Source organism: Micromonospora carbonacea (assembly GCF_014205165.1).
Taxonomy (GTDB): domain Bacteria; phylum Actinomycetota; class Actinomycetes; order Mycobacteriales; family Micromonosporaceae; genus Micromonospora; species Micromonospora carbonacea.
The window spans coordinates 2977299-2990751 of sequence record NZ_JACHMZ010000001.1; the positions used below are offsets into that span (position 1 = coordinate 2977299).

The 13453-nt window shown below is 75.7% G+C and carries 12 protein-coding genes; 8 read left to right on the forward strand and 4 right to left on the reverse strand.

What is annotated here, in order from left to right; genetic code table 11:
* Positions 1–52: 52 nt before the first annotated feature.
* The 5 genes from pdhA to HDA31_RS12955 all read left to right on the forward strand — a co-directional run bounded on the left by pdhA (position 53) and on the right by HDA31_RS12955 (position 7147).
* Positions 53–1279 carry a pyruvate dehydrogenase (acetyl-transferring) E1 component subunit alpha gene (gene pdhA / locus HDA31_RS12935; protein WP_178067526.1) on the forward strand — a complete coding sequence of 409 codons (1227 nt, stop codon included), beginning with the start codon at positions 53–55 and terminating at the stop codon, positions 1277–1279.
* On the forward strand, positions 1279–2295 hold the full coding sequence (locus HDA31_RS12940) for an alpha-ketoacid dehydrogenase subunit beta (RefSeq protein ID WP_178065254.1): 1017 nt from the start codon (positions 1279–1281) through the stop codon (positions 2293–2295). Before pdhA ends, HDA31_RS12940 begins: the two co-directional genes overlap by 1 nt.
* The gene (locus HDA31_RS12945; protein ID WP_178065255.1) at positions 2292–3716 is read left to right on the forward strand and encodes a dihydrolipoamide acetyltransferase family protein; all 1425 of its coding nucleotides are present in this window, start codon (positions 2292–2294) and stop codon (positions 3714–3716) included. The genes HDA31_RS12940 and HDA31_RS12945 overlap by 4 nt, the downstream gene beginning before the upstream one ends.
* A 279-nt stretch (positions 3717–3995) precedes the next feature.
* Entirely contained in the window at positions 3996–5675 is a 1680-nt protein-coding gene (locus HDA31_RS12950; RefSeq protein ID WP_178065256.1) for a right-handed parallel beta-helix repeat-containing protein, read from the forward strand.
* A 197-nt stretch (positions 5676–5872) separates the two neighbouring features.
* Positions 5873–7147, forward strand: coding sequence for a L,D-transpeptidase (locus HDA31_RS12955; RefSeq protein WP_178065257.1), 1275 nt, complete (start codon positions 5873–5875; stop codon positions 7145–7147).
* Positions 7148–7286: 139 nt separating this feature from the next.
* Here the strand turns inward: HDA31_RS12955 and HDA31_RS12960 are convergent, their stop codons facing one another.
* The gene (locus HDA31_RS12960; protein ID WP_178065258.1) at positions 7287–8306 is read right to left on the reverse strand and encodes an SMP-30/gluconolactonase/LRE family protein; all 1020 of its coding nucleotides are present in this window, start codon (positions 8304–8306) and stop codon (positions 7287–7289) included.
* Between the two features lie 190 nt (positions 8307–8496).
* Between HDA31_RS12960 and HDA31_RS12965 the strand changes: the two genes are divergently transcribed.
* Positions 8497–8937, forward strand: coding sequence for an STAS domain-containing protein (locus HDA31_RS12965; protein WP_178065259.1), 441 nt, complete (start codon positions 8497–8499; stop codon positions 8935–8937).
* Between the two features lie 102 nt (positions 8938–9039).
* Here the strand turns inward: HDA31_RS12965 and HDA31_RS12970 are convergent, their stop codons facing one another.
* Together HDA31_RS12970 and HDA31_RS12975 are read right to left on the reverse strand one after the other, a co-directional pair.
* Positions 9040–9486, reverse strand: coding sequence for an FKBP-type peptidyl-prolyl cis-trans isomerase (locus tag HDA31_RS12970; RefSeq protein WP_376701445.1), 447 nt, complete (start codon positions 9484–9486; stop codon positions 9040–9042).
* A gap of 136 nt (positions 9487–9622) precedes the next feature.
* A complete protein-coding gene (locus HDA31_RS12975) occupies positions 9623–10198 on the reverse strand; it encodes a DoxX family membrane protein (protein ID WP_178065260.1) in 576 nt (191 codons plus the stop codon).
* Between the two features lie 213 nt (positions 10199–10411).
* On the opposite strand from HDA31_RS12975, the gene HDA31_RS12980 reads away from it, so the two are divergent.
* The gene (locus HDA31_RS12980) at positions 10412–11110 is read left to right on the forward strand and encodes a CBS domain-containing protein (RefSeq protein ID WP_178065261.1); all 699 of its coding nucleotides are present in this window, start codon (positions 10412–10414) and stop codon (positions 11108–11110) included.
* Between the two features lie 18 nt (positions 11111–11128).
* Here HDA31_RS12980 and HDA31_RS12985 read toward each other — a convergent pair whose 3' ends face one another.
* Positions 11129–12259, reverse strand: coding sequence for a DICT sensory domain-containing protein (locus tag HDA31_RS12985; RefSeq protein ID WP_246383920.1), 1131 nt, complete (start codon positions 12257–12259; stop codon positions 11129–11131).
* A 189-nt stretch (positions 12260–12448) separates the two neighbouring features.
* Here HDA31_RS12985 and HDA31_RS12990 point away from each other — a divergent pair, with 189 nt between their 5' ends.
* Entirely contained in the window at positions 12449–13342 is an 894-nt protein-coding gene (locus HDA31_RS12990; protein ID WP_178065262.1) for a DUF2726 domain-containing protein, read from the forward strand.
* The last annotated feature ends 111 nt before the right edge of the window (positions 13343–13453 follow it).

Below are 13453 nucleotides of genomic sequence, written 5' to 3' on the forward strand. Positions count from 1 at the left end.
ATTCGTCCCGCGTTCATCGCGTGTGTTGAGTCAATCATCCAACGGCAGGAGCATAGGGCCACCACAAGTCCAGGAGGTCCCCGCCGTGACGACCACACCCCAGGCGGTCCGCAGGGCATCCCCGCGCACCCGCCCGCCGGCCAAGAAGCCCACCAAGGCCCCCGCCCGCGACCAGGCGGCGACCGACCCGGCCGCCGCCCTGCTGCCGCAGACCGACCCGGTGCGGCTGCTCGACCCCGACGGCACGCCCCGGCCGGCCCGCGCCGACTACCCCGAGCCGCCCGTCGAGGACCTGCGCGAGATGTACCGCCGCATGGTCGTCGGCCGGCGCTTCGACACGCAGGCCACCGCCCTGACCAAGCAGGGCCGGCTCGCCGTCTACCCGTCCTCGCGCGGCCAGGAGGCCTGCCAGGTCGGCGCGGTGCTCGCCGTCCGCGACACCGACTGGGTCTTCCCGACCTACCGGGAGTCGATGGCGCTGGTCTCCCGGGGCATCGACCCCGTCGAGGTGCTCACCCTGCTGCGCGGCGACTGGCACTGCGGGTACGACCCCACCCGGGTGCACACCGCCCCGCAGTGCACCCCCCTGGCCACCCAGTGCGTGCACGCCGCCGGCCTCGCCTACGGGGAGGCCCACCAGGGCCGCGACACCGTGGCCCTGGCCTTCATCGGCGACGGCGCCACCAGCGAGGGCGACTTCCACGAGGGCGTCAACTTCGCCGCCGTGTTCAGGGCCCCCGTCGTGTTCTTCGTGCAGAACAACAAGTACGCCATCAGCGTCCCGCTGTCGCGGCAGACCGCCGCCCCGGCGCTGGCGTACAAGGGCGTCGGCTACGGCGTGCCCAGCGAGCAGGTCGACGGCAACGACCCCGTCGCCGTGCTCTCCGTGCTCACCCGCGCGGTCGCGCACGCCCGCGCCGGCAACGGCCCCTACCTGGTCGAGGCGCACACCTACCGCATGGAGCCGCACACCAACGCCGACGACGCCACCCGCTACCGTGACGGTGCCGAGGTCGACACCTGGCGCGACCGCGACCCGGTCGCCCGGCTGGAGACGTACCTGCGCACGCGCGGCGCGCTCGACGACGCGGCCGTCGCCGCGATCGCCGAACAGGCCGAGGCGTACGCCGCCGACCTGCGCGAGCGGATGCACGTCCAGCCCGAGGTCGACCCGCTGAGCCTCTTCGACCACGTCTACGCCACGCCGACCCCGCAGCTTCTCGAACAGCGGGAGCTGGTCCGCGCCGAGCTGGCCGCCGACCGCGAGGACGGGCGCTGATGGCGACCACCACCATGGCGAAGGCGCTCAACGCCGCGCTCGCCGACGCGCTGGCCGACGACGAGCGGGTGCTCGTCTTCGGCGAGGACGTCGGCAAGCTCGGCGGCGTCTTCCGGATCACCGACGGCCTCCAGGCCCGGTTCGGCGACAGGCGCTGCTTCGACACCCCGCTCGCCGAGGCCGGCATCGTCGGCTTCGCCGTCGGCCTGGCGATGTCCGGGCTGCGGCCGGTGGTGGAGATGCAGTTCGACGCGTTCGCGTACCCGGCGTTCGAGCAGATCGCCTCGCACGTGGCGAAGCTGCGCAACCGCACCCGGGGCGCGCTCGGCGTGCCCATGGTCATCCGGGTGCCCTACGCGGGCGGCATCGGCGGCGTCGAGCACCACTGCGACTCGTCCGAGGCGTACTACGCGCACACCCCGGGCCTGAAGGTCGTCACCCCGGCGACGGTCGCCGACGCGTACTCGCTGCTGCGCGAGGCCATCGCGGACCCGGACCCGGTCGTGTTCCTGGAGCCGAAGAAGCTCTACTTCTCCAGCGCCGAGGCCGACCTGCCGGCGGCCACCGAGCCGTTCGGCCGGGCCGTCGTGCGCCGGGCCGGCACCGACGCCACCCTGGTCGCGTACGGGCCGGCGGTGCCGGTCGCCCTGGAGGCCGCCGAGGCCGCCCGCGAGGAGGGCTGGGACCTGGAGGTGGTGGACGTGCGCACGATCGTCCCCCTCGACGACGCGACCATCGCCGCGTCGGTGCGCCGCACCGGCCGCTGCGTGGTGGTCTCCGAGGCCCAGGGCTTCGCCGGGGTCGGCGCGGAGATCGCCGCCCGGGTGCAGGAGCGCTGCTTCCACGCCCTGCACGCCCCGGTGCTGCGGGTGTCCGGGCTGGACATCCCGTATCCCGCGCCGATGCTGGAGCACACCCACCTGCCCGGCGTGGACCGGGTGCTCGACACGGTGGGCCGGCTCCAGTGGGACGACCGGCCCGACGCACGCTGGCTGCCGCAGGGGAGCGCGGCATGAGCGACCAGGTGTTCCTCCTGCCCGACCTCGGCGAAGGGCTGAGCGAGGCGGAGATCGTGCAGTGGCGGGTCGCCGTCGGCGACACCGTGACCGTGGACCAGAGCGTGGTCGAGGTGGAGACCGCGAAGGCCGTCGTGGACGTGCCCTGCCCGTACGCCGGGCGGGTCGTGGCGCTGCACGGCGCGGCGGGCGAGACGCGCCCGGTCGGCCAGCCGCTGATCACCATCGCGCCCGCCGACGGCGCTGCCGGCGGCGGCGAGCCCGCCGGCCACGCCACCTACCGGGAGGAGGAGCGCGCGGGCAGCGGCAACGTCCTCATCGGGTACGGCACCGGGCACGGCGCGGCGGGCCGGCGACGCCGCCGGCCCCGGCTCTCCGTCGCCCCCGAGCCCGCGCCGTCCGCCGAGCCCGCTCCCGAGCCCGCGCCGGCCACCGCGCCCGCGCCGGTCCTCGTGTCGACGCCCGCGCCCGATCCCGCCGCGGCGGTCCCCGGGGGCGCGGTCGCCCTGGTGATCTCCCCGATCGTCCGGCGGCTGGCCCGGGAGCACGGCATCGACCCGGCCACCCTGCGCGGCACCGGCCCGGGCGGGGTGGTGCGCCGGGCCGACGTCGAGGCCGCCCTCGCCGGCACGGCCCCGCCGCCCGCTCCCGCCCCGGTCCCCGACCACCCGGGCGCGACCCCGTCCGGCCCGGCCACGGCGGGCCGGACCGCCGTGCCGGTGGGCGAGGAGGACCTGGTCGTCCCGCTCACCGGCGTGCGCAAGGTGATCGCCGACAAGCTCTCCCGCAGCCGGCGGGAGATCCCCGAGGTGACCATCTGGGTCGACGCGGACGCCACCGCCCTGGTGGAGACCCGCCGGGCGATCAACGCCGCGACCCCGGACGCGCCGGTGAGCCTGCTGGCCCTGCTGGCCCGCGTCTGCCTCAGCGGGCTGCGCCGCTTCCCGCAGCTCAACGCGCGCGTCGACACCGAGGGGCAGCGGATCGTCCAGTCCCGGGGGGTGCACCTGGGCATCGCCGCGCAGACCGACCGGGGCCTGGTCGTCCCGGTGCTGCGCGACGCGCACCTGCTCACCACCCGGGAGCTGGCCGTGGCGCTGGCCGAGACCACCGCCGCCGCGCGGGCCGGCGCCCTGCCGCCGGCCCGCCTCACCGGCGGCACGTTCACCCTCAACAACTACGGCGTGTTCGGCGTCGACGGCTCCACCCCGATCATCAACCACCCGGAGGCGGCGCTGCTCGGCGTGGGGCGGATCGTGGACAAGCCGTGGGTCGTCGACGGGCAGCTCGCCGTACGCAAGGTGACGCAGCTCAGCCTCACCTTCGACCACCGGGTCTGCGACGGCGGGGTGGCCGGCGGCTTCCTGCGGCACGTCGCGGACTGCGTGGAGCAGCCGGCCCTGCTGATCGCCAACGGGTGAGCCCGGTCCCGGCGGCAGTGCGCCGCCGGGACCCCGAACGTCCCTTTCCGTGCGCCCCCGCGACCCCGCCGTCCCCTTTCGTTCGGGCCCGGTCGAATGGGCCGGAAATGCGTTCCCGATCCGGATCGCCGTTCATTCGGCGGTGCCGCCGGTCCGCTGATTCCGATCCGTTTCCTCTCCCGTTTCTTCCCGTCGTCGCCGGGAAATCCGCGCCGGCGACGACCGCCGGTCGTCCGCCCGCGACCACCCGGTCGTCCGCCCGCGCGAGGGGAGAGCGCAGTGCCGTACCAGGGCCTGCCCGCCGCCGTCCGAGACCGCCGCCCGGCCGTCGCCGGGGCGCCGCTGCACTGCGACGCCACCGAGTACGGGCTGCGCGGCGACGGGGTGACCAACGACCAGCCGGCGCTCGCCGCCCTCGTGGACCGCCTGGGCGACGGCTACGCCGCCGACGGGCGGGCCCGGGTCATCTACTGCCCGCCCGGCATCTACTCCATCCGCGACGCGGGCACGGTGTGGCGCAGCGGGGTGTCCCTGATCGGCGCCGGCCCCGGCGCGACCCGGTTCCTGCTCAGCAACGAGGGCAACCGGGCCGATCCGACCCCGCTGGCCTTCTGGACCACCCTCCAGCACGGCGCGGACCGCGACCGGCACATCGCCGACTGCACCTTCGCCGACTTCGAGATCGACGGATCCGGCGTGGCCATGGCCGAGTACAACTACCTCGCCAAGGGCCTCGGCCTGCAGTACGTGGTGCGCGGGGTGTTCCGCAACCTCTACATCCACCACACGGCGGCCACCGGCCTGGGCTGCGACTTCCTCCAGGACAGCCTGATCGAGGGGGCAGTGGTCGTCGGCTGTGGCCGGCTCGACAACGGCCAGGAGATGGGCGGCGCCGGGATCGGCGTCGGCATCGGCGGCTGGGGCACCGTGGAGCGGCTCACCATCGCCAACTGCACCACCCTGGGCAACGGCACCAACGGCATCTTCCTGGAACTCCAGAAGGCCACCTGGCCGCCGCCGCGCGGCTACCGGATCGTCGGCTGCCACAGCCAGGGCAACCGGTTCGGCATCTCCGACTGGGGCGCCGACGGGCTGATCGTCTCCGCCTGCACGATGACGGGCAACCTGGAGGCCGGCTTCGACGTCTCCGCCGAGGGGACCTCCGGGGTAGCCGGCCGGGGCGGCCTGCTGGCCGACTGCGTCATCGACGGCAACGTCCGCGACGGCATCAGCATGGGCAACACCCCGGGCCCGTACACGGTGCGCGGCAACCGGATCAGCGGCAACGGGGCGTACGGCTACCACGAGCACGACCTCGGGCACGGCTACCACGGCGCGGCGACGGACGTGGTCATCGACGGCAACGACTTCTGGGGCAACGGCCTCGACGCCATCCGCATCGACCGGCCGATGGTCGACGCCGTGCTGCTCAACAACCGCATCCGCAACAACGGCCGGCAGTGCGCCGCCGGGTACGGCGGGGGTGGCGAGTCGGTCCGCTACAACGAACGGTCGCTCGTCGACCGGACCGCCGGCTGGCAGCACGACGGGCACCGGGGCAAGGTGCTGCGGGTCGGCAAGCGGGTCGCCCTGGTCGCCGCCAACGACGACACCGGGCTCACCCTCGCCCCGGTGCGCCCCGACGCGTACAGCGCCTGGAGCGGGGACACCCCGCTGCCGGGCACGGCGTACGAGCTGCCGGGCGCGCCGGGGTGCCGGGCCGGGATCACGGTCAACGCGCACGTCGACTCGGCCACCATCCGGGGCAACCGGATCTGGGACAACCACGACGAACGCACCCAGACGCATGGAATCTGGATCACCGACCGGGGCAGCTGCGTGTCCTGCCGGGTCGAGGACAACGACCTGGCCGGCAACGCGGTGGCCGCCACCCGCCTGGACACCCCGCCGGTCGGCGGCCGGTGGGACCGCAACCACGGCGACCAGGACTGGGACTGACGGCGGGGCGAACCGGTCGTCCGTCCGCGGACGGGCCGATCGGTGACACGGGGTCCTCGGGGCGCGGCCCACCATTTTCGACCCGCCGCCGCCGAAACTGTCGACAATGACGCCACGCCTTTTCCGGAAACCGCACCGGGCCTCCCGGAAAGCCATACAGAATGTGGCCAAAGGGGAGCGGAAAAGGGGTGCGGAACATGGACGTGAGGCGGCGATTGACGCTATTGGCGGTAACCATCGCAGCCACACCACTGGTTCTCGGTGGATGCACCGCCGAGGGGAGGAAGGCCGCCGAGCGGGCCGCGCGGGTCGCGCCGCCGCCGGCGGTCGAGCTGACGCCCGCCGACCGGGCGCGGGACGTCCCGGTCAGCGCCGAGATCGGCACCAGCGTGGCCCACGGCAGGGTCACCGGCGTCCGGCTCACCGACGACAAGGGCCGGCAAGTCCCGGGGGAGCCCCGGGAAGACGGGACGAGCTGGGTTCCCGGCGCGCCGCTGGCCGGCGGGCGGACGTACACCGCCGAGGTGACGGTGACGGGGGACGGGGGACGGACCGCCACCCGCACCACGACGTTCAGCACCGCGCCGAAGCCGACCAAGCCGGCGATCACCAGCACCCTCTACTTCACGGGCAACCAGACGTACGGCACCGCGATGCCCGTGACGGTGGCGTTCGACCCGGGGGTGCCGAAGGAGGCCCGCGCGGCGGTGCAGAAGCGGCTGTTCGTCAAGACCGACCCGCCGCAGCCGGGCACCTGGTCCTGGCTGGAGGACGGCAGCCAGGCGTACTACCGGGCCCCCGACTTCTGGCGGCCGGGCACGAAGATCAGCGTCCGCGCGGCCCTGGAGGGGCTGCCGATCGGCAAGGAGCTGGTGGGCGACGCCGAGCACCGGGCCACCTCCAAGATCGGCCGGCAGGTCTCCGTCGACATCGACAACGCCACCAAGCAGATGTCGGTGTTCCGCGACGGCAAGCTGGTCCGCCGGATCCCGGTCAGCCTCGGCAAGCCGAGCACGCCCAGCTCCAGCGGCAAGATGGTGATCATGGAGAAGCACGAGCGGACGACGTTCGACACCCGCGGCGAGCCCGACGGCGGCTACGTCGTCGACGTCGACGACGCCCAGCGGCTCACCTGGGGCGGGGAGTTCATCCACTCCGCGCCGTGGTCGGAGGGCGACCAGGGCTACAGCAACGTCTCGCACGGCTGCGCCAACGTCTCCGCCGCCGCCGCGGACTGGCTGATGGGCGTCACCCAGGTCGGCGACCTGGTCACCGTCACGGGCACCGAGGTGCCGCTGCGGGCCGGCAACGGCTGGACGGCCTGGAACGTGAGCTGGGACGAGTTCGCCAAGGGCAGCGCTTTGCCCGTCCCGGCCGGGCTGCGGCCCAGCCCGCACACCGCGTCGCCGCACCCGGGGGCGGTGGCCGGCGGGGGCTCGCCCGCGCCGACCCCGTCGGCCAGCGGCGGCTGACCACCGGGAGGAACGGCCGCCGGGCCGGCCCGCCACCGCACGGTGGCGGGCCGACCCCTGTCGCGGCGGGGGCAGGTGACCTGAGGTCCGGGCCAGCCGGGGTCCGTGCCGGGCGGGGCGACGGCGGGCGCGCCGTCCGTCAGCCGAGCGGCACCCGGGCCACGCCGGAGCCGACCAGGGAGCCCAGCCAGAGCTGGTCGCCGTGCTGGCGTACCCCCGTGATCATCCAGTAGGCGCCGCGCGGGCCGTGCAGGGTCCGCAGCACCGTGCCCGCGCCGTCGACCAGCGCGACCAGCCCGTAGCGGCGCGGCTGCGGCCGGACCGCGTCGGGCAGCAGCGCCACCAGCTGCCGCAGCCGGGGGTGCGGCAGCAGCCGCTCCACCACCGGCAGCCGAGGGCTGGGCAGGGCGATCCAGTACGTCCCGTCGCCGACCGCGCAGAGGTTGTCCGGATACGCCGGCAGGTCCGCCAGCACGGTGGCCGCCCCGCCGGGCAGGTCGACCCGGAGCAGCCGGTGGGTGGTCGTCTCCACCAGGATCAGCGCGGACTCGTCGGGGGTCAGCGCGATCCCGTTGGGGAAGTAGAGCCCGGCGGCCACCACCTCCGTCCGCCCGCTGCCCGGATCGTAGGCGAGCACCCGCCCGTTGGGCCGGTGCTCCAGCAGGTCGTGCTTCCAGTGCGACAGGGGGAAGCGATCCGAGCTGTCGGTGAAGTAGATCGTCCCGTCGCGGGCCACGGCGGCGTTGTTGGCCAGGTGCACCGGCGGAGCGGTGCCGGTCAGCTCGCGTACGGCCCCGCCTGGGGTGACCCGCAGCAGCCCCCGGTAGGCGTCGCAGACGACCAGGCTGTCGTCGAGCGGGTCGAGCTCGATGCCGAGCGGCCGTCCCCCGGTCTCCGCCAGCAGCCTCGCCGGGGTGCCCGCCGGCGCGTCGGCCGCCCACCACCAGAGCCGGCCGTCCTCGTCCCCGCTGACCACCCGGCCAGCCGCGTCGACCACGACGTCCTCGGGACCGTGCGCGCCGTCGGGCAGCGGCAGCAGCTCCACCTCGTCGAGCCGGCGGTCCTCGGGCGCCCACGGCCCGGTCAGCGGGGGCGGCACGGTGGCCGGTTCGCGGACGGGGCGGATGGGTCGGGGCGCGCGGGGGCGGGGTACCACCATCGGCCCATTCTCACCCCGCCACCGGCGGCCGGGGCCGTCGTCCGGCGGCGTGTCGGCCGGTCCCGCGCACCGCGCCCCGGGCCTCCTGCCAGGGGAGGATCCGGGGCGACTCAGGGTCAGACCCTGGGTGTACCCGGAGTCACTCCCGGGCAGGGCGGAAATGTCGGTGGGTGGGGCTAGATTCGTGGGCATGGAGCAGCGCAGCGATCGGTTCCACGTGCAGGTCGACGTGGGTGACGACGTCGTGGAGATGAGGGCGACCGGCGAGGTCGACATCGCCACGGTCGGCGTGCTGCGCTCCGCGCTCTGGGCCGCCCCCGCCCGCCCCCTGCTGCGGCTCGACCTCTCCGGCGTCCGGCTGCTCTCCGCCGCCGGGGTGCGGGCGCTGGTCGCCGCGCACCGCCGGGCCCGCGCGCGGGGCGGCGAGCTGGTGCTCGTCGACCCGGCCCCGATGGTGGCCCGGGTGCTGCACGTGACCGGCCTGGACCGGGTCATCCCGGTCAGGGCGGGCGCCGCCTCCACCGCGACCGGGCCGGTCGCCCCCGCGCCGCTGGCGTTGCGACCGGGGCTGCTGGTGCCGCTCGTCGCCGAGCGGGGCAGCGCGTCCGCGCCGCTGGCGCCGGCCGCCTGACCGGCCCGGCCGCCGCCTCGTTCCCGCCCTGCCGCCTCGCTGCCGCCGTGCCGCCCTGCCGCTCCCCGGCGGGGCCGACGCCCCGGCCGGGGAGCTGACGGGTCAGCGCACGCCGAGCAGGTCCACGACGAAGACGAGCGTCTCGCCCGGCGCGATCACGCCGCCGGCGCCCTGGTTGCCGTACCCGAGGTGCGGCGGGATGGTCAGCTTGCGCCGGCCGCCGACCCGCATGCCGACGACGCCCTGGTCCCAGCCGGCGATGACCCGCCCGCCGCCGAGGGGGAACTCGAACGCGTCGCCCCGGTTCCACGACGCGTCGAACTCGCGGCCCGTCGAGTGGGCCACGCCCACGTAGTGCACGGTGGCCCGCTGGCCCCGCTGGGCCTCCGGGCCGTCGCCGACGATGATGTCCTCGATGACGAGATCGGCGGGCGGCGCGCCCTCGATCGGGCCGATTTCGGGCTTGTCCATGCCGTACGCCTCCTGCTCGGTGGTGCGTCCACTGCGGTCGCCGTCGATCCTGCCGGATCGTGATCCGCCGATCTCCATCGGTCCCGTCGCCGACGCCCGCGCGGCGGGCCCGCCCGCCGCGACGCAGCGGGCGGGCGGGTGGCCCGGCCGGGCACACGCGACGGCGGGCGTCACCTTCGGAAGGTGACGCCCGCCGGGTCGTGGTGCCTGTCGGTCATCGCAGCCAGGGGAACCGCTGGACGATGGCCAGTCGCTTCCAGGTCCGCCCGAGGCCGAGGGTGTCGCCCGCGCCGGCCATGGCCAGGACCGCCAGCACCGCGGCGTAGATGAGGTGGTCGTCCATGAACGGGTTGTTCTCGGGGGGCAGGACGGCCGTCCACATCATCACCAGGAGCAGGCCACCGGCGGTGGCGGCGATCCGTGTGCCGACGCCCAGCAGCAGGGCCACGCCGATCGCGGCCAGGCCGGCCATGAACAGCCAGTCCGCCCAGGCGGCGCCGGCGATCCCGTTGTAGAAGCCCTTGAGCGGGCCGGCCGCGCCGAAGCTCAGGAAGCCCTTGGTGGGGCTGCCCCCGTTGATCCAGGCGTTCTTCGCGGCGGTCTCGTGGCCGAGGCCGAACATCTTGTCGAGGAAGGCCCAGAGGAAGGTCCAACCCAGCGCGAGCCGGATGCCGGCGAGGACGTAGCGGGTGGCCCGCTCCCGGGTGGTCTCGGTCGTCCTGGTGTTCTCGGCCGCCGGTGCGGTGGTCCTGGCGGTGGTCCGCTCGATCGTCGCGGTCATGGTGTCCACGTCCCTTCCTGTCCTCGCACCGCGCTTCCCGGTGGCAGTTCCATTGGACATCCGCGACCGGTGGGCCCGGCAGGGCCGATGGGTCCGCTTCGGCCCGGGACCTTCGACCCCGGTCCACCCGGTCCGTCGGCCGTCCCGGCACCGGCCCACGGCCTCTGCCGGCCCGCCCCCGCGCGCCCTAGCGTCGGGCGTGACGACGGCAGGGAGGTCGTGATGAGGACCTGGCAGGTGGGCGACGTGATGACCAAGGACGTCGCGACGGTGGGGGAGGAGACCCCGTACCGGCAGATCGTGGACGTGCTCGTCCGCCGGGGCGTCAGCGGCGTGCCGGTGGTCGACGGGTTCAGGCGGGTGCTGGGCGTGGTCTCCGAGACGGACCTGCTGCACCGGATCGAACGGGTCGGGCACCCGGACGGGCGGCGGGTCTTCGAGGGCCGGCGTCGCCGGGTGGCCCGGGAGAAGGCCGGCGCCCTGGTCGCCGGGGACCTGATGACCGCGCCGGCGGTGACGACGTACCCGCAGGCGTCCCTGCCGGCCGCGGCGCGGCAGCTCGACCGGGACGCGGTCCGGCGGCTGCCCGTCCTGGACGACCTCGGCCGGCTGGTCGGCATCGTCACCCGTGGCGACCTGCTGCGGGTGCACCTGCGCACCGACGCCGAGATCCGCGAGGAGGTCGTGCGGGAGGTCCTGCGGCGGGTCCTGGCCGTGCGGGACGGGCTGGTGACCGTGCAGGTGCGCGACGGCGAGGTCACCCTCGACGGGCGGCTGGACCGGCGCAGCGGGGTCGACCTCGCCGGCCGGCTCGCCGCGCAGGTCGGCGGCGTGGTCCGCGTCGTCAACACCATCGCGTACGACGTCGACGACGACGCCCTCGTCGCGCTCGCCGACGGCCAGGTCACCCCGGTGGCCTGAGCGTCGGCCCCGCCCCGGCTACGGCTGCCCGACGGGCACCTCGGCCGACTCGGGGGCCAGCCGGGCGACGGGCACCCCCTCCCGGGCGGCCCACCCGACGGCGTGCCGGACGTCGCCCACGGGCAGCGGCCGGCGGCCGGTCACGGTGACCGCGGCGTGCACCGCGAAGGCCACGAAGGGATACGACCGGGCCAGTCCGGCGACCGCCTCGTGCACCTGGCCGGCGACCGTCATCGCCTGGTCCTCGGTCAGCGCCGGCAGGATCAGCAGGTACTCCTGCTCGGACAGGCGCACCGCCCGGTCCACGGGGCGCAGCGGCGCGGTGACCGCCCCGATCACCGCCTGCGCCTCCCGGGCGGCGCTGCGGCGGCCGAAGCGCTCCGGCGCGCCCGCCGGCTCGTCCACCCGGACGCCGACCAGCGCCACCGGCAGCGTGCCCGCGGCGGTGACCCCGTCCGCGCCGGTCCACCGGCGCATCCCCGGCTCGTCCAGCAGCGGCACCGGCTCCGCCGCGGGCGTGCCGGCGCTGCGGTCCCGCCCGCCGGGCCGGCGGGCCCGGGCCGCGCGTTCGGCGCGGGAGAACATCAGCCGCAACGCCGCCTCGCCCCGGGCCTCGCCCGGCGTGGCGGGCAGGTCCCGCACCCGGGCCAGCGTCTCCTCCACGGCGAGCCGGACCGCGCCGGGGAGCCGGTCGGCGAGCCGGTCGCGCAGCCGGACCACCTCGTGCAGCGCCTCGTCGCGGCGGAACCCCCACCGCCCGTCGAAGAGGCGCCCCGACTCCAGCGTGGCCGCCGGCTCGACCTCCACCCGGTCGTGGGCGACCAGCGCCGCGCCGAACCGGGGGGTCAGCGCCACCACGCTCCACTCCCGGGCGAGGTCCTCGGTCTCGTCCAGGGCCACGCCGCACACGCCGGCCGGCAGCGCCTCGGGGCGTTGCCCGACCACGCCCACCACGGTCGCCGCCGCCGTGGCCGCGATCCGCTCGTAGACCGCCCGCTCGCGGTCGAAGTAGGGCATCCGCTGGAAGAGGGCGATCACCAGGAGCGGGCCGTCCTCGGCGGTGGCCAGGGCGGCGCTCTCGATGGCGTGGGAGACAGCGACGAGGCTGCGCTTGGTCAGAAGTTCCGGAGCCCGTCCACTGTGCAGCACGCGCTGAGCCTAGAGAATCGGATCTCCGGCCGCATCCGTCGGGCCCGGCCGGGCCCGGGGGCCGGGAGCGTCCCCGCCGGGCCTGCGGTGGCCCGGACCGGTGAGGCGGCGCGGACCGCACCGGCGAGGTGGGCGTCCCGGTCGGCGGCCTAGAATCGGCCGTCGACGGCCCGACGGACGGAACAGGCGATGGCGCGCACCGGTAGTGACCACGGCTCCCTGCTGCGCCCGGTCGCGGCGTCGACCGGGCGGGCCCCGGTCCTCACCCGTGCCGGTCAGGTCGTGTTCGGCCCCCGCCGGCTGGGGGAGCTGGTGCACGGCCGTCCGCCGGGCGTCACGGGCCACCAGTGGACCTCGGCCGGCCGGGAGGGCTTCGACCACGTGGTGTGCGCCGGCGACAGCGGCCGCCCGCTGTTCGCCGTCGAGATCGGGCCGCCCGCCCCGGCCGGCTCCGCCGCGCAGCGCGCCGAGCGGATGAAGAACGCCGTCTGCGCGGCCGTCGGCCTGCCGGTGCTGCGGATCGTCTCGCCCACGTTGCGCGCCGCCGACCACGGCCGCCGGATCGTGGCGTACGTCATCGACGCCCGCGCCTACGCCGACGCCGTTGCGCCTGCGCCGGGGCAGGACGACCCGGCGGAGGCCCTGCCCGTGGAGTTCCGGGAGATCGTCGGCCGGCTGCCGGACGGGCGCACCGGTCACGTCAACGACCTCGGCGCCCTCGCCCGGGCGGCGGCCGTGGAGGCGTACGTGTCCCGCCGGCTGGTCGACCCGATCGTGCGGGGCCTGCACGTGCGCTGGGCCGACGGCCCGGTGGAGGGCTGGAGCTGGGTGGAGGTGCGTCCCGGCCGCTGCCTGGTGGAGCGGGTGCAGGTCGTCCAGCAGCGCTTCTCCTGCGGCGTGGACGCCGGCCGCCTCGCCGAGGACCTGGCCGCCGTGGCGGTCGGCGAGCGGCTGCGCGACGTCGAGGCGGCCGGCCCGGATCTGGTGTCGCGTGACGAACTCGACCGGGACATCCGCCGGCTGCGGGAGCGCCGCGACGAGATGCGCGACGGCTTCGCCTTCGAGCACCTCTGCGCCGGCTGACCGACCCCGTCCACCGGGTGACCAGCCCTTCCCGGCTCTCCATAAATTTCCCGTATCCGGGTTGAACCGCCGCCGCCGCGGGTCCGTACTCCAGCCCGAATGGAGACGGAT